General features: G+C 64.4%; 22 protein-coding genes. 14 read left to right on the top strand and 8 right to left on the bottom strand.

The features are described 5' to 3' along the window. The first annotated feature begins 20 nt into the window (after positions 1 to 20). Together ACDA63_RS05825 and ACDA63_RS05820 are read left to right on the top strand one after the other, a co-directional pair. Positions 21 to 449, top strand: coding sequence for a glycine zipper 2TM domain-containing protein (locus ACDA63_RS05825; protein WP_373662267.1), 429 nt, complete (start codon positions 21 to 23; stop codon positions 447 to 449). Between the two features lie 86 nt (positions 450 to 535). Further along, on the top strand, positions 536 to 931 hold the full coding sequence (locus ACDA63_RS05820; protein WP_373662266.1) for a hypothetical protein: 396 nt from the start codon (positions 536 to 538) through the stop codon (positions 929 to 931). A 98-nt stretch (positions 932 to 1029) separates the two neighbouring features. On the opposite strand, the gene ACDA63_RS05815 is transcribed toward ACDA63_RS05820, so the two are convergent. Continuing rightward, on the bottom strand, positions 1030 to 2241 hold the full coding sequence (locus ACDA63_RS05815; RefSeq protein WP_373662265.1) for a BamA/TamA family outer membrane protein: 1212 nt from the start codon (positions 2239 to 2241) through the stop codon (positions 1030 to 1032). 139 nt (positions 2242 to 2380) lie between these two features. Here ACDA63_RS05815 and ACDA63_RS05810 point away from each other — a divergent pair, with 139 nt between their 5' ends. The 5 genes from ACDA63_RS05810 to ACDA63_RS05790 all read left to right on the top strand — a co-directional run bounded on the left by ACDA63_RS05810 (position 2381) and on the right by ACDA63_RS05790 (position 7105). Further along, positions 2381 to 3190 (top strand): MipA/OmpV family protein, encoded by an 810-nt coding sequence (locus ACDA63_RS05810; RefSeq protein ID WP_373662264.1) that lies wholly within the window; start codon positions 2381 to 2383, stop codon positions 3188 to 3190. Positions 3191 to 3199: 9 nt separating this feature from the next. Beyond that, a complete protein-coding gene (locus ACDA63_RS05805; protein ID WP_373662263.1) occupies positions 3200 to 4669 on the top strand; it encodes a DUF2252 domain-containing protein in 1470 nt (489 codons plus the stop codon). Positions 4670 to 5050: 381 nt separating this feature from the next. Beyond that, positions 5051 to 5911 (top strand): RNA polymerase sigma factor RpoH, encoded by an 861-nt coding sequence (gene rpoH, locus ACDA63_RS05800; RefSeq protein ID WP_373662262.1) that lies wholly within the window; start codon positions 5051 to 5053, stop codon positions 5909 to 5911. A gap of 118 nt (positions 5912 to 6029) precedes the next feature. Beyond that, on the top strand, positions 6030 to 6458 hold the full coding sequence (locus ACDA63_RS05795; RefSeq protein ID WP_373662261.1) for an EamA family transporter: 429 nt from the start codon (positions 6030 to 6032) through the stop codon (positions 6456 to 6458). 41 nt (positions 6459 to 6499) lie between these two features. Continuing rightward, complete coding sequence (locus ACDA63_RS05790; protein ID WP_373662260.1) at positions 6500 to 7105, top strand: DUF1294 domain-containing protein; 606 nt, start codon at positions 6500 to 6502, stop codon at positions 7103 to 7105. A 57-nt stretch (positions 7106 to 7162) separates the two neighbouring features. Here the strand turns inward: ACDA63_RS05790 and ACDA63_RS05785 are convergent, their stop codons facing one another. From ACDA63_RS05785 to ACDA63_RS05765, 5 genes are all read right to left on the bottom strand, one after another. Continuing rightward, positions 7163 to 7750 (bottom strand): SCO family protein, encoded by a 588-nt coding sequence (locus ACDA63_RS05785; protein WP_373662259.1) that lies wholly within the window; start codon positions 7748 to 7750, stop codon positions 7163 to 7165. A gap of 65 nt (positions 7751 to 7815) precedes the next feature. After that, the gene (locus tag ACDA63_RS05780) at positions 7816 to 9954 is read right to left on the bottom strand and encodes a WD40/YVTN/BNR-like repeat-containing protein (RefSeq protein WP_373662258.1); all 2139 of its coding nucleotides are present in this window, start codon (positions 9952 to 9954) and stop codon (positions 7816 to 7818) included. Positions 9955 to 10069: 115 nt separating this feature from the next. After that, complete coding sequence (locus ACDA63_RS05775) at positions 10070 to 10339, bottom strand: hypothetical protein (protein ID WP_373662257.1); 270 nt, start codon at positions 10337 to 10339, stop codon at positions 10070 to 10072. Between the two features lie 3 nt (positions 10340 to 10342). Further along, positions 10343 to 11107 (bottom strand): LytR/AlgR family response regulator transcription factor, encoded by a 765-nt coding sequence (locus ACDA63_RS05770; RefSeq protein WP_373662256.1) that lies wholly within the window; start codon positions 11105 to 11107, stop codon positions 10343 to 10345. Beyond that, a complete protein-coding gene (locus tag ACDA63_RS05765; protein ID WP_373662255.1) occupies positions 11107 to 12291 on the bottom strand; it encodes a sensor histidine kinase in 1185 nt (394 codons plus the stop codon). The genes ACDA63_RS05770 and ACDA63_RS05765 overlap by 1 nt, the downstream gene beginning before the upstream one ends. Positions 12292 to 12372: 81 nt before the next feature. Between ACDA63_RS05765 and argH the strand changes: the two genes are divergently transcribed. From argH to ACDA63_RS05730, 7 genes are all read left to right on the top strand, one after another. Then, positions 12373 to 13794, top strand: coding sequence for an argininosuccinate lyase (gene argH, locus ACDA63_RS05760; protein ID WP_373662254.1), 1422 nt, complete (start codon positions 12373 to 12375; stop codon positions 13792 to 13794). A 59-nt stretch (positions 13795 to 13853) separates the two neighbouring features. Then, positions 13854 to 15131, top strand: a complete 1278-nt coding sequence (locus ACDA63_RS05755; RefSeq protein WP_373662253.1) for a protein kinase — start codon at positions 13854 to 13856, stop codon at positions 15129 to 15131. After that, the gene (locus ACDA63_RS05750) at positions 15128 to 16027 is read left to right on the top strand and encodes a fructosamine kinase family protein (RefSeq protein ID WP_373662252.1); all 900 of its coding nucleotides are present in this window, start codon (positions 15128 to 15130) and stop codon (positions 16025 to 16027) included. Before ACDA63_RS05755 ends, ACDA63_RS05750 begins: the two co-directional genes overlap by 4 nt. Positions 16028 to 16267: 240 nt before the next feature. Continuing rightward, positions 16268 to 16873, top strand: coding sequence for a hypothetical protein (locus ACDA63_RS05745; protein WP_373662251.1), 606 nt, complete (start codon positions 16268 to 16270; stop codon positions 16871 to 16873). 6 nt (positions 16874 to 16879) lie between these two features. Further along, positions 16880 to 17119, top strand: a complete 240-nt coding sequence (locus tag ACDA63_RS05740; RefSeq protein WP_373662250.1) for an HPr-rel-A system PqqD family peptide chaperone — start codon at positions 16880 to 16882, stop codon at positions 17117 to 17119. Continuing rightward, complete coding sequence (locus ACDA63_RS05735; RefSeq protein WP_373662249.1) at positions 17116 to 18036, top strand: HprK-related kinase A; 921 nt, start codon at positions 17116 to 17118, stop codon at positions 18034 to 18036. The genes ACDA63_RS05740 and ACDA63_RS05735 overlap by 4 nt, the downstream gene beginning before the upstream one ends. Further along, on the top strand, positions 18033 to 19121 hold the full coding sequence (locus ACDA63_RS05730; protein WP_373662248.1) for a nucleotidyltransferase family protein: 1089 nt from the start codon (positions 18033 to 18035) through the stop codon (positions 19119 to 19121). Before ACDA63_RS05735 ends, ACDA63_RS05730 begins: the two co-directional genes overlap by 4 nt. Positions 19122 to 19192: 71 nt before the next feature. Here the strand turns inward: ACDA63_RS05730 and ACDA63_RS05725 are convergent, their stop codons facing one another. Both ACDA63_RS05725 and ACDA63_RS05720 read right to left on the bottom strand, forming a co-directional pair. Next, positions 19193 to 20116, bottom strand: coding sequence for a ketopantoate reductase family protein (locus tag ACDA63_RS05725; protein ID WP_373662247.1), 924 nt, complete (start codon positions 20114 to 20116; stop codon positions 19193 to 19195). A gap of 136 nt (positions 20117 to 20252) precedes the next feature. Continuing rightward, positions 20253 to 22157, bottom strand: coding sequence for a sigma 54-interacting transcriptional regulator (locus tag ACDA63_RS05720; protein WP_373662246.1), 1905 nt, complete (start codon positions 22155 to 22157; stop codon positions 20253 to 20255). Positions 22158 to 22340: the final 183 nt, after the last annotated feature.

Below are 22340 nucleotides of genomic sequence, written 5' to 3'. Positions count from 1 at the left end.
GCACAACAGGAGACACATCAATGAAGAACCTCATCCTCGCCTTCGTCGCTGCGCTGGCCTTGCTCACCGCCTGCGCGCAGCAGCCTCAGGTCGGCGAACAGGAGGTGCGTTACGGGCGCGTGACACGCATCGACCCGGTACAGATCGACAGCGACGACCAGCTCGGGCTGGGCGCGATCATCGGCGCGGTCGCCGGTGGCGTGATCGGCCACCAGTTCGGTGCCGGCTCGGGACGTGACGTGGCCACCGTGGCCGGCGTGCTGGCCGGCGGCGTGGTGGGCGAAAAGGCCCAGACGCGCATCCAGAAGCAGGCCGGTCAGCACGTTATCGTCACACTCAACAACGGCGTGGCCGTGGGCATCACCCAGCCCGCCGATCCGGGCCTGAAGGTGGGCGATGCGGTGCGTATCGACGGCAGCGGCAACAAGGCGCGGGTGATCCGCATGTGACGGACGGACTGTCCAAGAAAGGCATGCAACTCCACGAAACGGTGCAACCCACGTAGCATGTCACCTTTTGTGCGGAGTCTTGCGCGATGAAGAAGCTGTATCTGCTGCTGGCGGGAGCGATGACGATCCTGGCCGCATGCGCTTCGATGGATGCGACGGTCAACACTTACAGCACCACGCCGGAGTTGCCGCCGACGGACCCGGCGAAAGTGGTCATCCTCAAGATCGCGCCCACGCGCGACTACATCCGGCTGGGGCAAGTGGCGATCGACTCGACGTATTCGCCGGCTCCGTCGCCCGAGTCGCTGCAGGAACGCATGCGCAAGGAAGCGGCAAAGATCGGCGCCGACGCGGTCATCATCGTCTATGACGACGCCCCGCCCGCCAGCGCGTATTCGATCAGTGCCGATGTGAAAACGAAGGTGGCCGAATCGGCCAATCCGCGCCGCCGCACCATCGGCGTGGCCATCAAGTATCGCTGAACGCCCTTCCGTTCCTGGGTGGGCACTATGGGGACGCCCCACACATGCCCATCAGCCCCGATGTCCGCCGTCTTGCGCCCGCGGCCCGTCGCACAGGCTCAACGCCACGCGTTGCCGACCTGGATGTAGAAGGGGGTATCTTCCGGCCCCTTGGCGATGTCGATGCCGACATAGAGACCAAGGCGGCGCGCGATCAGATAGCGGAATCCGACGCCCTTGGTGACGATGGTCTTGGCCTGGCCGAAGTCGTCACGCTTTCCCCAGGCCTTTCCCAGTCCGGCAAAGCCCACCGCCGCCCAGCGTGGCGTGACGTTCCAGCGCAGTTCGAGTTCGGCGACGCCGGTGTTCTCGTCCTGGTAGCGGCCCGCCGGCACGCCCCGCAGATCGATGAACGGCTGCTGGTAGAAGGGCACGTCACCGCGCGCCGCGCGCCCGTCGATGCGGGTGCCGAGAATCCACTTGGGCGTCATCGGAAAGTACGCGAACGCGTGCGCACGATAGCTCTGCATGGTGTTGTCGCTGCCGATGGCCGGCCCGTAGAACAGCGTATCGAGGCTGCCGACCCATCCACGCGAAGGCGTGAAGATGTTGTCACGCGAATCATGCTCGATCGACAGCCCGGTGCCGGACATGCGCCGGGCGCGCTCGATGCCTTTCGGGATCAGGGGCGAATCGCCGTCGTTGCGAAAGCTCGTGTCGAAGTCCATGTACAGCCAGCGCAGCGCGACATAGTTGTCGCTCTGCCCAATGCGGCGCAGGACCTGTTGCGACGAGATGAACCCCTTGAGCGTGTAGGCCAGCTTGAGGTCTTCGTTGCCGATCGGGTTGCCGATGCCATAGAAATCGAGGTTGCCCTTGAGCTTGGCCACGCCGCCGCGATAGCGCCAGCGGTCTTCGTCGAAGGACAACAATCCGCCCAGGAAGAACGCGTTGCTGCCATTGTCGGTGGCGGCTGCCCCGCCTACATAGATGTTCGGCGGCGTGACATGGCCGGTCTGAGCACTCTTGGCCGCCGCTTCGCGGATCGACTCGGTCACGAACATCAGCGCAACGCCCAGACCGTAGCCCACGGCAGGCTCGGTGATGATGATCGGCACGGGCAGGAAGCCCTTTCGATCGAGCATGAACTCCGACATGTCGAAGCCGCCGTCCTGCGGATCAGAGAACAGGGGTCGATCAGCCTTCGGCGCTGGCGCGGTGTGTCCGGCGAGCGGTTCTGAGGCCTGCGCCCATGCCAAGGGCACAGTCACACAGGTCCACGCTACGAGAGCGAAGCAACGCAAAAGGATCGTCATAAATCTGTTCGTCATGAGCACACCGGGACGACTATATCTTGTTATACGAACCACAACGGCATTGCGCAAATGGGTTTGTGATCCGATGACACACCACGAGAGGAAGACAATCGAAATGATTCCACGGTCATTCAACGGAAAATCGACTGCACACATGCGGACCGCACTGTCGTTGGCATTCGCCGCCACGGCTTTGGCCGCGAGCCAGGGCGTTCACGCGCAGGCGGGCATACTGCCGAGCTTCATCCCCAACCTGGTCGGCGTCGGTGTCGGCATCACGCCGCGCTACTCGGGCGCGAGCGAGACCGTGGTGGGCGCTGTGCCCGGCGTGCGCTACACATTCAAGGGCACGCAACGCTTCCTCGAAATGTATGGCCCGGCGGGCGACATCAACCTCATCGATTCGGCGACATGGCAGTTGGGGCCGGCCATCAACCTGCGCATCGGACGCTCGGATGTCGAAGACCAATATGTCTCGCGCCTGCCCGACATCGACACGACGCTCGAAGCCGGTGTGCTGGGGTCCTACACTTACACGCATACGGGCGACGTGCCTTGGCGGCTGCGCATCGGCGCCTCGGCACTGACCAACCTGGGCGATCAGTGGCACGGGCTGGACGCCTCGGCGTTCGCGTCGCTATGGGTGCCGCTGTCGCCGCGCGTATTCCTCGGCCTGGGCGGCGGACTCAGTTGGGGCAGCGCCAGCTTCATCAACCGTTACTACGGCATCACCGCCGAGGATTCGGCCGCCAGTGGCCTGTCGGCGTACGAATCGGGCAGTGGTGTGCGCCAGTACTATGCGTGGCCCGCGCTGGTGATGAAGCTGTCGGGCAATTGGTGGGGCGGTATCGGCGGTTTCTACCAGCGCCTGACGGACAAGGCAGCAGACAGTCCGATCGTCTCACAGCGCGGCAATCGCAATCAGTGGACCTACGGCATCGGCATCGGATATGTCTGGCAATGAGGGCCCTCCATGGCAACAAACGATGAACGCCCGGCATCGCGCAGTGCGCGCGCCCGTCGCACCGCTCCGCGCAAAACGGGGCGAGTGACGGGCGAGGCCGTGCGTCTGCACCCGGAGCAGTCGCATCCGCTACCGCCGGATGAACGCAGTCTTGCCGGCCGCATCCTGCGCGACGCGTGCCCACGCAAGGCGCACGGCGAGTGGAAGGAACCGGATGGGCGAGCCGATCCGATCGATACGCTGATCGCGTCGAGCATCGGGCGCATTCCGCAGCTCATTCCGATCCGCTACGGGCGGATGGCGACCTCGCCGTTCAGCTTCTTCCGGGGTGCGGCGGCCGTCATGGCAGGCGATCTCGCGAGCACGCCGATCTCCGGTCCGCGATTGCAGGTGTGTGGCGACTGCCATCTGCTCAATTTCGGCGGATTCGCCACGCCCGAGCGCCGCATCGCGTTCGATATCAACGACTTCGACGAGACCGCCGTCGGCCCGTGGGAGTGGGACGTCAAGCGCCTGGCCACCAGCTTCGTGCTGGCCGGGCGCAGCAATGGCTTCAATGACGAGAACTGCGAAGAAGCGGCCTGGGCCATGGCGGCCGCCTACCGCGAATGGATGGGGCGCTACGCGCTCATGCCGATCCTCGACGCCTGGTACGACAGCATCGACCTGCAGGAAGTGATCGACGCGATCGACGATACCGAATTCCGACGCTATGCGCGCAATCGACTGAACCGCGCCGTCGACAAAAGTGCCAGCGAAAAGGAGTTCGCCAAACTGGCGTTCTCGGCCGGCACGCGTCCGCGCATCAAGGACGAGCCGCCTCTGATCTACCACGCAGCCGACATGGACGATGAAGCCATCGCCCACGGGCTCGCACATGTCTACACGACCTATCTCGAATCGCTGCCGGCCCCGCGGCGTGTCCTGCTGGACCGCTACAAGGTGGCCGACATCGCCATCAAGGTCGTTGGCATCGGCAGCGTGGGAACGGAATGCGGCATCGTTCTGCTGATGTCCGGCAACGGCGACCCGCTGTTCCTTCAGTACAAGGAGGCACGCGCCTCGGTGCTGGAACCCTATGTCGGCGCGAGCCCCTATGCCAACCACGGCCAGCGGGTGGTGGCGGGCCAGCAGATCATGCAGGCCGCTAGTGACGCCTTCCTCGGCTGGACGGTGAGCCGTGCGAACAAGCATATGTACATCCGGCAACTGCGCGACGCCAAGATCAAGCCAGAAGTCGAGATCATGCGCCCGACCAACCTGCGCAACTTCGGCAGCCTGTGCGGCCGGGCGCTGGCCCGCGCCCACGCTCGCTCCGGCGACGCCGTATTGCTGGCCGGCTACCTGGGCAACAGCACGGCATTCGAAGACGCGCTGGCCGACTTCGCCAGCGCTTATGCCGACCAGACCGAGCGCGACCATGCGGCGCTGCTTGCCGCCATCCGCAACGGCCGCATCGAAGCGCACATGGAAGACTGAGGACGAGCGCCGCAGACAGAAACGCCGGCGTCGAGCCGGCGTTGGGGAATTGGTGCAAGGCCTGTCGGACTCAGCCCTGCCGGAGTCATCCCTGGGGATGTGCGCACTTTAGGGGCGCAAGGTTACGCCCGTGTGACGTTATCGTGCCCCGTGCCGGGAGTTGGATATCGATTAATTATCTGTATACAAACGATAAGTGGACCGCGGCCCTGAACTCGGGTCTGATGGCACGTCGCGTGCTGGCACATCGCCGAGGCAAGTCCCGAAATGACCAAACCCTCACCTTGCGGGAACCTTTTCCCGTTGTTAGCACTCATACACTACGAGTGCTAAAATGCACTCCGACCGGCGACAGAGCCGGTTCGATGTTTAGGAGGTGCCATGACACACAACACGTCTCAAGCGCTGTCGTTCCCCGTCCCCAACGCACTGGGCAGTATCGACCAGTACATGCAGGCGGCCAACCGTTTCCCAATGCTCACCGAAGAGCAGGAAATGGCGTTGGCGCGCAAGCTGCGCGATGAAGGCGACCTGGAATCGGCGCGCCAGCTCGTGCTGTCGCACCTGCGGCTGGTCGTCTCGATCGCCCGCAATTATCTCGGCTACGGCCTGCCCCACGCGGACCTCATCCAGGAAGGCAACGTCGGCCTGATGAAGGCCGTCAAGCGCTTCGACCCGGATCGCGGCGTGCGGCTGGTGTCGTTCGCGATCCACTGGATCAAGGCCGAAATCCACGAATACATCCTGAAGAACTGGCGTCTCGTGAAGATCGCCACGACCAAGGCGCAGCGCAAGCTGTTCTTCAACCTGCGCAGCATGCGTGGTGAATCGGCGTCGCTGTCGCGCAGCGAGGTCGATCGCATCGCCCGCACGCTCGGGGTGAAGCCAGAAGAAGTGGTCGAGATGGAAACCCGTTTCTCGGGCGGCGACGTGGCGCTGGACAATGGCCCGGACGACGACGAGTCGCGTGTCGCACCGATCACCTATCTGGCTGACGATGCCGACGAGCCGTCCGAAGCGCTGGCGACCGCGCAGATGGAACACCTGCAGGACGAAGGCCTGCGTTCCGCGCTGCAAAGCCTCGACGAACGCAGCCGCACGATCGTGCAACGTCGCTGGCTGGTGGAAGACAACCCCGCCACGCTGCACGAGCTGGCCGCCGAATACGGCGTGTCGGCAGAGCGGATTCGCCAGATCGAAGCCAAGGCATTGCAGAAGATGCGAGGCTTGATTGCAGCCTGAGCGGCACAGCGCACCCGAGCAAGGCCGGCACATGATTGCCGGCCTTTTTTTGTCGACGCGCTGGCAGGTGTTACGCACGGACTATCATTGGCATCTTCCCTGACATTGCGGAGGACGCATGAGCAGTTCATGGTTCCATTGGGCACTGATGTCGGCGGCCTTCGCCGCGCTCACCGCCATCTTCGCCAAGATCGGCCTGGCAGGCGTCGATTCGGACCTCGCCACGCTGATCCGTACGGCGGTCATCATCATCGTGCTGTCGATCTTTGTGTATGCCACCGGCAAATGGAGCAATCCGCTCCAATTGCCTGCCAAGACATGGACATTCCTGATCCTCTCGGGGCTCGCCACGGGCGCGTCGTGGGTGTGTTACTTCCGCGCCCTCAAGATCGGCGATGCTTCCAAGGTCGCACCGGTCGACAAGCTCAGCGTGCTGCTCGTGGCCGTTTTCGCGGTGATCTTTCTGGGCGAACGGCCGGCGCCGCGCGAATGGTTCGGCATTCTGCTAGTCGGCGCTGGCGTGCTGGTGTTGGGATTCAAGCGCTGATCGGCCAGCATGCAGGCCATTGCGGAACATCCGACCGAGTCATGCGCTACCAGGGACGTCTGACCGAATGGCAGGACGATAAGGGCTTCGGCGTCATCGCACCAAGCGACGGTAGCCGACGCGTCTTCGTTCACATCAGCGCATTCAGGAACCCTCTGCGCCGCCCTGTCGGCGGAGAGCTTGTCACGTACGAATGCATTACCGACGGGGACGGTCGGAGGCAAGCGCGCGCGGTGTCCTTCGCGGGCGATAACGCCTTTTCGGCCGCGCCCGGCGCGAGCAAGGTTCCGATTGTTTTTGCACTCGGGTTCGTGTCGGCGCTGGCTTTCGGCGTAATCAGCGGACGACTACCTGTGCTGGTGGCGCTGGTCTACCTCACGGCCAGCGCCGTGGCGTTCATCGCATATGCGCACGACAAATCGGCGGCACTGCGCGGTAAATGGCGAACGAAGGAGAGCACGCTGCACATTCTCGCGCTGGTGGGCGGCTGGCCGGGCGCACTAGCCGCTCAGCGCCTGCTGCGGCACAAATCCGCCAAGACCTCATTCCAGTCGATGTTCTGGATGACCGTGTTCCTCAATTGCGGCGCCTTCGCATGGTTGTTTTCGACGTCAGGGCAACAGTTCATCAGAACGCTTGCGGGCTAGCTTCTCGCGCAAAAGAAAGGCCGCTGAAGCGGCCTCTGAAATTCGGGCATGACGACATCAGCTCCCGTTCAGCAAGAGCTGGATGTCATGCGTGAGGCGCTCCGGCGTTTCGCCATTGCGGACGAACAGGCGAGCCCGGCCCTTGGGATCGAACACATAAATGCCCGCCGTGTGGTCCATCGTGTAATTCGGGCCGGCCCCGTTTTTCTGGTAGAAAACATTGAACGCCTTGGCCACCGCCATCGTTTCTTCCAGCGTGCCGCGCAGCGCGATATTGGTGGAATCGAACGCGCGCGCGTAGTTACCGATCTGCTCGGGCGTATCGCGTTCAGGGTCTACCGTGACAAACACTACCTGCACGCGGTCGGCATCGCCGCCGAGCTTTTTCTTGACGCCGACGAGCATGGCCAGCGTCGTCGGGCACACGTCCGGGCACATCGTGTAGCCAAAAAAGACCGCCACGACCTTGCCCTTGAAGTCGTCCATCGTGCGGACCTTGCCATCCTGATCGGTCAGGCGAAGCGCCTTGCCGTACTCTGCGCCGGTGATGTCCGTGCTGTTGAACTGCGGGGCGCCGTCCTTGCAGCCGACCAGCGCCAGGGCGATCACGGCCAGGCCGGCCGCCAGAATGCTTCTACGCGACATGCGCGAATCCCGTCGAAAAGATGGGCCTCATTGTCGCCCATCCCACGGACACCCTCCAAACACCCCTACCTGGCCGCTACGGGTGCTTGAGCGTCCATCCGGATGCGCACCAACCGATCGCCAACCGTCACCATGGATTTGCCGTCGCGGGCAAGCGCGACGGTCTTGAGGCGGGTTTCGGTGCTGCTCGGTACGGGGCGCCATTTCTGGCCACCGTCTCCGGACGTCAATACCGTGCCGCCGAGACCGACCGCATACAGCGCGCCGCGGCGCGCATCGGCGACCACGGAGCGCAGGTGCTGCGTGGTGCCGCTCGGTATCGACTTCCAACTGGCGCCGCCGTCCTGCGAGCGCAGGATGGCCCCATTGCGGCCCACGGCGATCATCGCCCCGCTCCTGGCGTCGATGGCGACCCGGCGCAGGCCGGTGGTGTTGGTGCGATCCGTGATGCGCCAACTGATGCCTCCATCGGTCGAACGCAGGATCGGGCCTTCGTCTCCTACCGCAACGAGTGCGCCGCTGGCCGGATCGGCCTGCACGAATTGCAGGTCGGTCTTGAGCAGCGGAGGCAGCACCGACCACGTAACGCCCGCGTCGGCCGAGCGCACGATGGCGCCCGCCTTGCCTGCGGCAAAATAGGCGCCGCTGCGCGGATCGACCGTCACGGCGTAGAGGTCGGCAGTCGTGCGGGTCTGCTGGCGCACCCAGGTTTCGCCGCCGTCCTTCGACACTGCAACGCGCCCCTGTGCTGCCACTGCCACAAACTGGCGGCGCGCGGAGTCGAAGATCACATCGTTGAAATTGTCCTCGCGGAACAGGCCGCGGCTCACCCAATGACGGCCGCCGTCGGTCGATTGCAGGATGGCACCATTGCCACCGACGGCCACCATCGAATTGCCGCGCGGGTCGACCGCCAGTGCAAAGAGATAGGCGTTGTCGAGCGCCGGCAGGTCGCCGACGCCCTGCCACGAAACGCCATCGTCCTCCGATACCACGACCGTCATGCTCGCGCCGACGCCGATCAGGCGCCCGCTGACTGGATCGCGTTCGATCGCATGGAGATAGCTGCGCACAGGATGCCGCAGCCATTGCCAGGTACGGCCGTCGTCGGCCGAGCGCAGCATTCGCCCGCCGTCGCCGACCGCCAGCCAGTTGCCGCCGCCAGCGCTGGCAACGTCTTCCATCTGGCCTTCGACCGGGTCGATGACGCTGCTCCAGCTCACGCCGCCGTCGCCGGATCGGACCAGCGTGCCGTTTTCGCCGGCAGCGATCAGGGTTCCTCCGACTGCGGACACGCGGGTCAGATAGAAACGCGTCGGCGCCTTGGCGCGCTGCCAGTGCGCGCCACCATCGGTCGAGCGCAGCACGATGCCGTCCTGCCCCACCACGACGAGCGCGCCGCTGTGTTCGTCACGGGCAATCGAAGACAGGAACTGCGCGTTTCCGGTCGGCGCCCAGACCACGTTCCAGTCGCCGCCGCCGTCGCTCGAACGCAGCACCACGCCTTCCAGGCAGGGTACGACGATCGCCCCGCTCGCCGGCTCGATCAGGGCCCCCATCATGGTGGGCGCACCGTCGAGGGAGAAGCTGTCCCAGCGCTGCCCGCCGTCAGCGCTGCGGACCACCGCGCCTTTGTCGCCGAGCGCGACGAAGGTCCGCCGACGCGCATCGAACAACAGGGTCTGGAAAGAGGCCGGCGTACCGACGTCGAGCACGCGCCACGTGCGACCACCGTCGGCCGAGCGCGCCAGCATGCCGTTCATTCCGGCAACCACCAGCACGCCGCGCGCATCGTCGCGCGCGATGGCCTTGAGGTCGCGCTTGCCGTCGCCAATGACGCCGCTCGTCCAGCGTTTGCCGCCATCGTCGGAACGCAGCACCGTGCCTTTCTGCCCGACGACCGCCAGCGATTTGCCGTTGTTCCAGGCGATCGCCGCGCTCAGCGGGCGCGCCGTGCCGGTGTCGGCCTGGCGCCAGCGCTGGCCGGCATCGGACGAATGGAGGATGACGCCGTCGGTCCCGACCGCGATGAGCGCGCCGGGCTGAGGCAAGGGTTTGACGACGAAGAGATTGGGATTGGCGACCTGGACGCTCCAGGGCGCGGCAATACTCCAGGCGGAGGCGCCCAACGCGCAGATCGCCGCCAGCCGACGTCCGGCACGGCCGATCTGCCGCAAACCGCCCTGCAAAGCCACATGCGACATGCCAGGTCTCCTCTGCCAGGGCCGTCTTGGCGGCCGAATGTTATCGGTCGCAGACGTTAAGGCGAGCGCGGTCGGACTTCAAGCCGCAGTGCGGCAAATACAAGGGGATGAAATCTCAGCCGGCAAGACGCTGCGCGGCTTTGTCGAGCCAGGTTTGCAGCGCGTCGGCCAGCGGGGCGCGGCTGAATGAACACGAATCCGCAGTGAACAAGCGGCTCGATTCGATGCGCATCAGCACGTCGTCGAGCACCTGTCGAAAAGCCGGCGGCAGGGATTCGCAGAGCGCGCCGGCTTCGTTTTGCCAGCGCCGCACGAATGCATCGCTAGCGACGGCGTCGCGCCGCCAGGCATCGAGCGATTCGCGCAGCGCGGCAAGGTCGGCCATCGATCAGCCACCCAGTTCGGAACGCACGTGAGCCCATTGACGGCGACTGATCGGCAGCGCCTCGGGCACGTGATTCAGGCGCACGGACCAGTGGCCCTCGCCCCCCTCCTCGCCCACCGAACGCTCGAAGCCGACCACGGCGCTGCGCGCCACGAGGCAGTTGCGGTGGATGCGCACGAAACGCTCCGGGAATTCCTGTTCGAGCTGGACCAGCGATTCTTCGAGCAGGTATTCACGCTCGCCGGTGCGGGCCGTGACGTATTTGAGTTCGGCCTTGAGGTACACCACGTCGCTGATGGGAATCAGGTGAATCTTGCCGCGCTCGCTGCACGTCAGGTGACGGCGCGGTTCGGCAAAGGTATCGATCTGCTCGTGCGTCACGGGCGCGACGCGACGCACCTTGTCCAGCGCCGCCGAGAGGCGTTCGGCGCGCACCGGCTTGAGCAGGTAATCGATCGCATTCAGATCAAAAGCCTGCACGGCGTATTCGTCGTAAGCCGTGACGAAAATGATGTGCGGATGCGGCTCAAGGCGCGAGGCGTGCTGTGCGAATTCAATGCCGTCCATGGCCGGCATGCGGATGTCGACCAGCAACACGTCGGCGCGTGCGTTTTCGATGAGGCGCAATGCCTCGATGCCGTTGCCGGCCATGCCGACCAGACGCGTCGGCTGTTCGGCGGCGATGTCGCTGAGCAGGTCGCGCAGGCGCTCTCGCGCGGGCGCTTCGTCATCCACGATGACTACGTTCAGTGGCACCGTCTGTTCCATCACTTCACCTCCTGCCTCAAAGGCATTCGAATACGTACCCTGAACTGCCCGTCGCGCTCTTCCGTCGTGAGGGCAGCTTCCATGTCGAAAAACAGATCCAGTCGCTCGCGGATATTGTTCATGGCCATGCGGTTGCCCGCAGTGCGTCGGCCCAGGGAATGGGCCGGGTTGCTCATGAATATTTCCAGCGCGTTGCCCTTGCGCACCACGCGGACGAGAATCGTACCCGGTTCCGGACTGGGCTCAATACCGTGGTAAACGGCGTTTTCTAGCAAGGGCTGCAACATCAGCGGCGGGACTTTGGCGCTGAGCGGCGCCTGGCGCAGCTCCCACTTGACCTGCAGGCGGTCGCCCAGGCGCAGACGTTCGAGTTCGAGGTAGCGATTGCACAGCTCGATTTCGTCGCAGAGCGTGACCAGATCGCGGTTGTCCTTCATGAGCTCGCGGAACAGTTCGGCCAGCGATTCAAGCGCCAGTTCGGCGCGTTTGGGGTCGTGGCGGATGACGCCGAGCACACCGTTGAGGCTGTTGAAGAAGAAGTGCGGACGGATGCGCGCCGTGAGCGCGGCGATCCGCGCCTCGTCCAGCGCCGGAATCTGCTCGATCTGGCGCCAGCGGAAATACGTCACCACCGTCAGCGCCGCACCCACGGCCCACAGCAGGCGCCGCAGATGGGTGGCCGTATCGGCCGAGGGCAGCGCGAACTGGGCCACGCAGGCCAGCAGGAGCGCCAGGCACACCATCATCACGGTGAGCTCGCGCCAGGTCAGGCGGATCAGCCACGTGCCCCACCAGTACAGCAGGAAGGCGCCAGCGAGCAGCGGCAGTTCGATGCGCCCGGCCATCACCAGCGCCTCGCGCCCGAGCGTGCTGAAGTGATCGACCCGGACCAGTACAGTCAGCGCCACCAGCACATTGACGACAATGATCACACGCAGGATCGAGCCCAGGTTGCGGAAGTCCGGCAGCGCGCAGCGGCGACGATCCGGAGGCCGCGCCGGGGTTTGCTCTATACTTGCGGCCTCGGCGCCGGAGCGCTCATTTTTCAGCGTGTCGTTTGGAATACGGTCCACCTGTTCCTCGCCATGTGGTCGAAATGCGCGCGCGGCCGCCCCGAGATGCTCCAGCCACCCAGCCCAGCGCCACGCGACGATCGCCGCCGAGCGGACGTTCAGTCTCGTCATCGACGGCGGCGTCATTGTGCGGCACGCTGGCTGCGCATCGCACGCCCATTCATTGGATTTACGTTTTCTTGGCCCGTCATTATGGTTGATTCTTCCGCCCAACAGCCCACCGACAATAACGGCAGCACCAAGGCCTGGTCCGGCCGCTTTTCCGAACCCGTCTCGGATCTGGTCAAGCGCTACACGGCCTCGGTGTTCTTCGACAACCGCATGGCGGAGCAGGACATCCGCGGCTCGCTGGCCCACGCCCGCATGCTCGCCCGCCAGAAGATCATCGGCGCCCAGGACCTGGCCGACATCGAACGCGGCATGGCGCAGATCCTCGAAGAGATCCGTCGCGGTGAGCTGCAATGGAATCTCGACGACGAAGACGTGCACCTGAACATCGAGCGCCGTCTGACCGCGCTGGTGGGCGACGCCGGCAAGCGCCTGCACACGGGCCGCTCGCGCAACGACCAGGTGGCGACCGACATCCGCCTGTGGCTGCGCGATGCCATCGATCAGATCGTCAGCCTCATCGGCGACTTTCAGACCAACCTGCTCAATCTGGCCGAGCAGCACACCCGCACGGCCATGCCGGGCTTCACCCACCTGCAGGTGGCGCAGCCGGTGACTTTCGGTCACCACCTGCTGGCGTATTTCGAGATGACCGTCCGCGACGCCGAGCGCTTTGCCGACGCCCGCCGCCGCGTCAACCGCCTGCCGCTGGGCGCTGCCGCACTGGCCGGCACCAGCTATCCGATCGATCGCGAATTCGTGGCACGCGAACTGGGCTTCGAAGCAGTGTGCGAGAACTCGCTCGACGCAGTGAGCGATCGTGACTTCGCCATCGAATTCACCAGCGCCTGCGCACTGCTGATGACCCACCTGTCGCGCATGTCCGAAGAACTGATCCTGTGGATGAGCCCGCGTTTCGGCTTCATTGATCTGGCCGACCGTTTCTGCACCGGGTCGTCGATCATGCCGCAGAAGAAAAACCCGGACGTGCCCGAACTGGTGCGTGGCAAGACAGGCCGGATCAACGGCCACCTGGTGGCGCTGCTCACGCTGATGAAGGGCCAGCCGCTGGCCTACAACAAAGACAACCAGGAAGACAAAGAGCCTCTGTTCGACGCGGCCGATACCGTCATCGACACGCTGCGCATCTACGCCGACATGATTACCGGCATCCGCGTCAAGGCGGACAACATGCGCGCCGCGCTCACGCAGGGTTTTGCCACGGCGACCGACCTGGCCGATTACCTGGTCAAGCGCGGCCTGCCCTTCCGCGATGCGCACGAAGCCGTAGCATTGGCGGTGCGTGCCGCCGAAGCGCGCGGCTGCGATCTGCACGAACTGTCGCTGGACGAACTGAAGGGTTTTTCGGCACTGGTCGGCGACGACGTGTTCGGCGTGCTGACGGTCGAAGGCTCGCTGGCGGCACGCAACCATATCGGCGGCACCGCGCCTGAACAGGTCGCGGCGGCCATCGTCCGCGCGCGTAGCCGCATCGCAAAGGCATAGTCGCCCCGGAGAATTCCCGCCGGACCACCGGCCAGCCGCAGACTGCAAAGGGAGCCAGCATGGCGCGCATCGGGCGGTACGAAATCATCCAGCCCATCGGAGACGGGTCGAGCAGCGAGGTGTTCCTTGCCTTCGACCCGTTCTTCGAGCGCCACGTCGCCCTCAAGCGCTTTCACCCTGAACATCTGCGCGACACTGAAGCCGCCCGCGCACAGCGGCAGCAATTGCAGATGGAAGCCGCGCTGGCCGGCAGGCTCCAGCATCCGCACATCGTCCAGATATTCGATGTCACCATCGGCGAGGACGACGCCTACCTCGCCATGGAATACGTGCCCGGCGGCACACTGCAGAACTTCTGTCGCGTGGACAACCTGCTGCCCGTCGATCGGGTGGTGGAGATTCTCTTCAAGTGCTCGCGCGCGCTCGAATATGCGTGGCGACAGGGTGTCACGCATCGCGACATCAAGCCCGCCAACATCCTTCTGACCACCGACGACGCGGCCGACGTGAAGGTGTCGGACTTCGGTTCGGCGCTGTTCCAGGATTACGAGCGGACGGTCGTATCGGGCATTGGCTCGCCCGCCTACATGTCACCCGAACAAGTGCTGGAAGAGCCGCTCAATCACCAGACGGACATCTATTCGCTGGGCGTGGTGATGTATCAGTTGCTGACCGGGCGGCTGCCTTTCACGGCCAGCAACCACGTGAGCCTCGCCCACCGGATCAGCCAGGGCGATGCGCCGCCCCCGTCGTCGCAACGCCCGGACGTGCCGCAGGCCCTCGACGATATCGTGATGCGCGCCATGCACCGCTCGCGCGACATCCGCTACGCCGGGTGGCAGGAGTTTTCGCACGATCTGGCGCAGTTCGCGCGCACGCAGAAGCTCACCGCGCGCCACACGCTGCCATCGGAAACGCAGCGCTTCCAGCTCATGCGCGCGATGCCGTTTTTCCAGCGCTTCGATGACGTCCACATCTGGGAAGCGCTGCATCTGTCTTCATGGCGCGAAGTCAGCGCCGGCAGCCTCGTGATGCGCGAAGGCGATGCGGGCTCGTACTTCGCGTTGCTCGCCAGCGGCCACGCCAGCATCTGCTCGCACGGTTTGCCCCTGTATCGCCTGGTGGTGGGAGAGTGCTTTGGAGAGATGTCGCTGTTCGGTGCCGGGCATGGCCGCAGTGCAGACGTCATCGCAGATTCGGACTGCATGCTGATCGAAGTGCGCGGCCAGGCGCTGGACCGTGCATCGAGCGAGTGTCGCATGCTGTTCTTCCGCGCCTTCCTCGACACGCTGGCGCATCGCCTGGCGGCGGCCAACGAGAGGATCATCCATCTATGAATGCTGCACTTTCCGCCGCCGTCGAACGCATGGCGAGCGATGCCATCGGCGGGCGTTTCGGGCTGTCGTCGATCGAGCCGGTTGCCGGTGGCGACATCAACACGGCGCTGCGCGCGCGGGGTGCCGCCGCTGACGCTTTCGTCAAGTTGCGACCGGGGGCGGATCTCGCCATGTTCGAGGCGGAAGCGCGCGACCTTGCCGCGCTGGCCGCATGCGAGGCATTCCGCGTGCCGCGTGTGCTGGGCTGCGAGGCTGTCGGCGATGACGCCGTACTGGTGCTTGAATGGCTCGATCTGCGGCCGCTGCGTGGCGACGCCGAAGGCGAGCGTGCCGGCCACGCGCTGGCGGCGCTCCACCGACTGCCCACTGAAACGCACTTCGGCTGGCCATACCCCAACTTCATCGGCACCACGCCGCAACCCAACAACAGGCACGACAACTGGCCGCGATTCTTTACGCTGGAGCGCCTGGCGCCGCAACTGGCGCGGGCAGCGGCAAACGGTTACCACGGCGCCTTGCAGCGCGATGGCGAGCGCCTGTGCGAACGCGCCGCCGCCCTGTTTCTGGACTACCAGCCGGCACCGAGCCTGCTGCACGGCGACCTGTGGTCCGGCAATATCGGCATGCTCGAGGACGGCACGCCGGCCTTGTTCGATCCGGCCGCTTATATCGGTGACCGCGAAGCCGACCTGGCAATGACCGAACTCTTCGGCGGCTTTCCAATGAGCTTCTATGTGGCCTACCGGCAAAGCTGGCCGCTGCACGAGGGCTACGAGGTCCGCAAGGGGCTCTACAACTTGTACCACGTGCTCAATCACCTGAATCTCTTCGGCCGTGGCTACCTCGCACAAGCCGAGCGGATGGCCTCCCGACTGGCGACGGAACTGGCTCGATAAGGCTGCCGTGGCAAGCGTCGACGGATTTGACAGTGGCCATCCGTGCGGCGACACCTCCTCTGTAACCCACTGAAAAACAGCGCATTTTCCGCAACATCCAAACAGGCACCCTAATTGCTTTTAGGGATGCGAGGCGGCGAGTGCGCACAAACGTGCGTAATTCACATCGTCGACAGCGTGCCTCGCCCACAATAGAGCAGAGCCGCATTGGCTCCAGGACGACAGCGAATCCACACGACCATGACCGAGCAAAAGCACGAAGCCAGCGCCCCGGCCCCCGACGCAGAACGCGTAAGCGAAGCACGTCGTCGCCTGCTGCGTGGCGGTATCGCCGGCGCCCCGGTGGTGGTGTTGACGCTGGCAAGCCGTCCGGTGCTGGCCACGAGCCAGACCATCATCTGCCAGTCGATGTCGCGCACCATGTCCGGCAATCTCAGCCGGCCCGGCACGCAACTGCAGACCTGCAATGGACGCAAGATCACGTACTACAAGACCTCCAGCAACTGCCCGATCAAGACCAAGGACACGCCTTTCTCGACGGTCTTTGCGCGCGGCAGCTACAGCGGCAGCAACTTCGGCAGCAAGTCGATCAACGACGTGCTCAACCAGAGCAGCCCGAACCAGAGCCAGCGCATCGCCCAGTGCTTCGTGGCTGCGCTGTTCAACATCCGCGCGGGACTGGTCAGCCCCAAGGCGATGACCGAGAACGACCTGCGCAACGTCTGGAATGAATACGCCAACAAGAACGGGACCTATCAACCCTTTGCCGGTGGCCCGCTCTGGCGTGCCAGCGACATGCTGGCGTACTTCAGCAGCACGGGCATCGTCCCTGACGCATTGGGCTGATATCCGATGCGCTGGTTGCAGCACGACTGGGCAGACGGCGCCGTTGTGTACGATCGTCAGACCGGCGACACACACGCGCTCGACCCGTTGGCCGCCGAACTCTTCCAGCTCCCCGCTGAGCAGCGCTCCGATCCTGCGAGTGCCTGTGACGCAATCGCCACCCTGCTCCAACAAACCGTCGACGCGCCCCTGCGAGAAGCGGTACAAGAGGCCTTCAGCAGACTTCGGCAGCTCGAACTGATTTGATCCCGACGATCGGTGCTCTCCCCGCTGCGGATATCGCTGCGCAATTGGCTGGCCAGGGCCTGCTGTTGCGTACGGGCCCGATCGTGCAACGGATCACCAGCCGCTTGCCGGAAGTGGCGCGGACCATCCGCACGCTCTACGCCCATCACCCGGTGCCTGAAGATGACGGCTTTGCCGACTTTCACGTCGGTGTGCGACGCGCCCCCGGCCTGCGTGGCCATTGGCGGGCGCAGGCCGAGTTTCTCTTCGATGGCGCCCAGCCGTTCGCGCCGCTGCCGCTGCCACAGGCCTATGCATTGCTCGAATGGGGGCTGAACTGGTGTGTGGCGCAAACCTGCCATCAGTATCTGATCATTCATGCGGCGGCCGTCGAACGCAATGGACGGGTGGCGATCCTCCCCGCCCCGCCCGGCTCGGGCAAGAGCACCTTGTGTGCAGCGCTCGTCCAACGCGGCTGGCGCCTATGCTCGGATGAGCTGACCTTGATCGACCCGGCGGACAACGCCATCCAGGCACTGGCGCGCCCGATCAACCTCAAGAACCAGTCGATCGGATTGATTTCCGATTTCGCCCCGGATGCCCGGTTCGGCCCGCTGACCCACGACACGACCAAAGGGACGGTCGGGCACTTGCGCCCGCCGCAAGACAGTGTCGCGCGCGTCAATGAACGGGCCCGCCCACGCTGGATCATCTTTCCGCGCTGGCAAGCCGGCAGTACGCCCCAACTGGTCGCGCGCCCGAAAGCCGAGGCTTTCATCGAACTGGCGGACAACGCGTTCAACTACAGCGTGCTGGGGGAGCAAGGCTTCACCACCCTCGCGGGCGTCATCGACGATTGCGAATCGATGTCCTTCACTTACGACCGCCTGGACGATGCCATCACAGCCTTCGATCGGCTGGCGGAGAAAGCGCGATGATCGATCTCGTCACGCCAGCCCTGCGCGACCTGCGCGGCGTGAGGGCACTCGATCTCCGTGATTGGGACATCCTGATTCGCCAGGCGCGCATGGCCAACGTTCTGGCACGGCTTGCGGACGACCTTGCACGCGCCGGCTGGCTCGACGATGTGCCCGCAGCGCCCCGGCGGCATCTGCAAAGCGCATTGATCCTTGCCGCACGCCAGCGGCTCGAAGTCCGCGCCGAATCGCTGCGCGTTGCCCGGGCGCTGGCTGAAGCCGGCGAGCCGCTGGTATTGCTCAAGGGCGCCGCCTACGCGCTGGCCGACCTGCCCTGCGCGGCCGGACGACTGTTCGGCGACATCGACCTGCTCGTGCCGCGCGACTCACTCATGCGCGCAGAGACCGCATTGCTGCGGCATGGCTGGATCAGTTCGCACCTGTCGGCCTACGACCAGAAGTACTACCGCCGCTGGATGCACGAGTTGCCCCCGCTGGCCCATACGCGGCGGATGACGGTGCTCGACGTCCACCACAACATCCTGCCCGCCACCGCCCATCGACCGCCCGATGCATCGCTTTTGCTCGCGGCGGCGCGTCCGGTTGCGGTCGAGGGTGCCGACATCCGCGTGCTGGCCCCAGCCGACATGGTGCTGCACAGCGCCTGCCATCTCTTCCACGAAGGCGAACTGGACAACGGCCTGAGGGATCTTTCAGATCTCGATCGCCTGCTGCGGCATTTCGACTCGCCGGATTTCTGGGCCGCATTGCAGACCCGAGCCGCCGCGCTGCACCTGCAACGCCCGCTCTATTACGCGCTGCATCTGTGCCAGCGCATTCTCGCCAGCCCGATACCGACCACCGCACTGCAGCGCGCCAGCGACGCGGCCCCAGGTTACGCAGGATTGATGGACGCCCTGTACATTCGCGCCCTGCGGCCGAACCACATGCTGGCCAACGACGCCTTCACGCCGCTCGCGCGCTGGCTGCTCTACATCCGCGGCCACTGGCTGCGCATGCCTCCGCATCTACTCGCATGGCATCTGAGCCGCAAGGCGGTAGTGCGGCGTCTGGGGCTGGAGGAAGACTCTCCACGCCCGATCTAGGTGAATAGACTGAAGAGGGCATTGGCGCGGAGAAGACGGGGCCGGCGCGGCTTGCGCGCCGGGAAGGTGGATCAGCGTCTGGTGCCTTGGGCGTAGATCGCCAGGATATCGGCAACGGCCTGGTTGCGAGGCGTCTGCACGCCGAGTTCGCGGCCGTAGTCGGCGACCCCGCCCGACAGCCATGCGACTTCGAGGCGGTTGCCGCGCTCGAGATCGTTGTGCATGGACGAGGTCATGCCGGCTGGCAATGTATCGCAGAAAGCCAGACGGTCGTCGGCGTAGTTCTCTGCCAGATTGATGCCGCGCGCCCGGCCGACGGCGACCGTTTCGCGCATGAGATCGTGGAGGAAAGCGCGGCTGCGCGGGTTCTCGCGCACTGGTCCGATGGTCTGGCGGATGGCCGAGGTGGCGCCGGAGAGCCCCACGAGGAAGACGAACTTCTCCCACACCTGCCGACGTACGTCGTCGTGGATTTCAGCGTTGATGCCAGCACGCTGGCAGGCATCGAGAAAGTCTTCCACGCGCGCGGAACGCTGCCCGTTGTACTCGCCGAATACGAGTCGCTGGAGCGCACCGACGTGGCGGACGACGCCGGGGGATTCGATGAACGCGGAAATAAAGCTCGATCCACCGAGGATGGATTCGGCCGGCAGGTGTTTGGCGAGAATTTCGTCCTTTGCCACGCCATTCTGGAACGAGATGACGGCTGCGCCCTGCTCTGCGACCGAACGGAGCGACGCGGCCACTTGCTCGGTGTCCCACAGCTTGACGGCAACGATGACGAGGTCGACTGGCGATAGCTGTTCAGGGCGTTCGACCAGCTTGGGTGAATCCAGATGGATGTCACCGCCCTCGCTCAGGATGCGCAACCCTTTGTCGCGCATGGCCGCCAGATGCGCACCACGCGCCACGAACGTGACGTCACAGCCAGCCTTAGCGAGTCGGGCACCGAAGTAACCGCCGACACCGCCCGCACCTACTACCGCAATTTTCATAGCTCTGTCTCCTCTGTTCGTTCTGCGTTGATAACAGGTCTTTCCATGCCCATCTGACTGCTGCGAATGTGGCTTATTGGAAGGTAATAATTCTGACGAAGCTCAGACAACTGAAATTCAGAGACGCCGCGCCGATTCATGCGTCTGCGTCCGCCTGCGCCTTGAGTTTGCGCCACAAGGTCACGCGGCTGACCCCCAGACGCCGGCACACCTCGTCTTGAGAATGGCGGGCCAGCAATCCACGAATGATATGCCCTTCCATTTGCTTGAGCGTGCCGGTGTCAGGGATGGTCAGCCGGGAATCAGGCCCGAGCGCGCCCGACTGCTGGTCCAGCACTTCGACGATATGCCGGGCTTCGATGCGCGCCAGTTTGAAGTAGGCCAGCACTTCGGCCACGTTATGCAATTGCCGGACATTGCCCGGCCACGCGTAACCGTGCAGCAGATCGCGTGCCTCGCGCTCAAGCGAACAGCCCTTCGCATCGACGCCCGGGAAGCCGCTCAGAAAGTGCAGGAACAGCGGGACGATGTCGTCGCGCCGCTCGCGCAATGGCGGCAGGTGCAGGCTCAGTACGTGGATCCGGTAGTACAGGTCCTCCCGAAAGAGCCCTTTGCGCACTTGCTCGAACAGATCACGGTGTGTCGCGCAGATGATGCGCACGTCGACGGGCACGATCTTGTCGTCGCCGATGCGCATGATTTCCTTTTCTTGCAGCACGCGCAGCAGGCGACTCTGGATCTCGGGCGCCAACTCGCCGATTTCGTCCAGGAACAAGGTACCGCCGTGCGCCAATTCAAAGAGCCCGGGCTTGCCACCCTTGCGCGCCCCGGTGAATGCGCCTTCGGCGTAGCCAAAGAGTTCGCTTTCGAGCAATGACGCAGGAATCGACGCCGTATTGACGGACACGAACGGGCCTTCCCTGCGCGGGCTGTGGTTATGCACGCTCTGCGCAAAGATCTCCTTGCCCGTGCCGGTCTCGCCGTGAATGAGCAGATTCGCATCGTAGGCGGCATAGGTCTTCGCCTTCTGGATGGTCGCCGCGAGCGCGTCGGAACAACCGACGATGTCATCGAATGACGCCTTGGCGCGCAGGCCGCGTCGGTGTGCAGAGATACGGATACGCGTTTCCGACGCCTGTATCTGGCTCACCGCCTGCAGGGTGATCACTTCGCCCCGCCGCTCTCCCGCGACTTCGAGCGGGATGATGCGTACGACGTAGCTGTTGTCCTGGATCGTGGCGATCTGTTCGCCGACGCCTTGCCCCAGCATTCTTGTGATCGCATCAAATCCGGGCTGGGTGGCGAAGATGCGGCGGGCCGCGCTGTTGTGAAAACGGACCTCCCGGTCGTTGTCGATGGCGAGGATGCCCTCGCCCACGTTGTCGATGATGGCGCCCAATTGCACCGCCTGAAGCTTTTCGTGCCTGCGGGCGCGAACCAGGCGCAACGCCTCTTCGAGGGCCGTGCGGATCGAGATGGCGTTGCTTTCCAGGAAGACCGCCGCGATGTTGCATTCGAGTGCGAAGTGATACGCCTGGCGGCAGCCGATGACCGCTTCGATACCCTGTTCGCGCAGGTCTGCAATGGCTTGCGCGATGCCGGCTTCGTCGGCGCACGCACGGAACGCGATGGTCGTGGCGCCGATGCGGAAGTCGCCCGTCAGCCCATCGAACAGATTCGCGCGGCTGACCACGCCGATGCGTGAAATGCCCTGCTGAGACAAGCTGCTGACGATGCCCAGCAAATCCTGGAGCGACAACGTCACTTCGATCACGCTGACATCGTCGCTGACGACGCCAGCAATGATCTGCGCGATACCGCCGCGGGACACCACCACTTCAATGCTATCGGCATAGCGCTGAATGATCTCGAGAGAATCTTCATCCCTCGCGGTCTCTACGGCGATTTCGATGCCCAGGTCACGCGCCACGCGTCGGACCATCTGCGCCATTGTCGGGGTGGGCGCCACAAACAGAATGGGTACGGCCTGCATGATCGGACGCGGCCGGTTGCCGATCGCACAGGGATCGACGCCAGCCATTTCGGAGAGTCACAGACCGCTCCATATTACGGATCTGAAATTCACGTATTTCAGATTTGAAACAAAAGAGTACGAATTTTCGCGCACGGCGCCTGAAAAGCCGGGTGGTCTGCGTCTTGCTTTTGCATCTGCGAACCGTCGCAGACTCTGCGACAGTCCATGCAAAACAAATAATGTGTAGGA

The organism is Uliginosibacterium sp. sgz301328, from assembly GCF_041807905.1.
In the GTDB taxonomy this organism is placed as follows: Bacteria; Pseudomonadota; Gammaproteobacteria; order Burkholderiales; family Rhodocyclaceae; genus JBGVSA01.
Note: the sequence above shows the minus strand (reverse complement) of the source record. Positions and strands in the feature narration are given on the sequence as shown.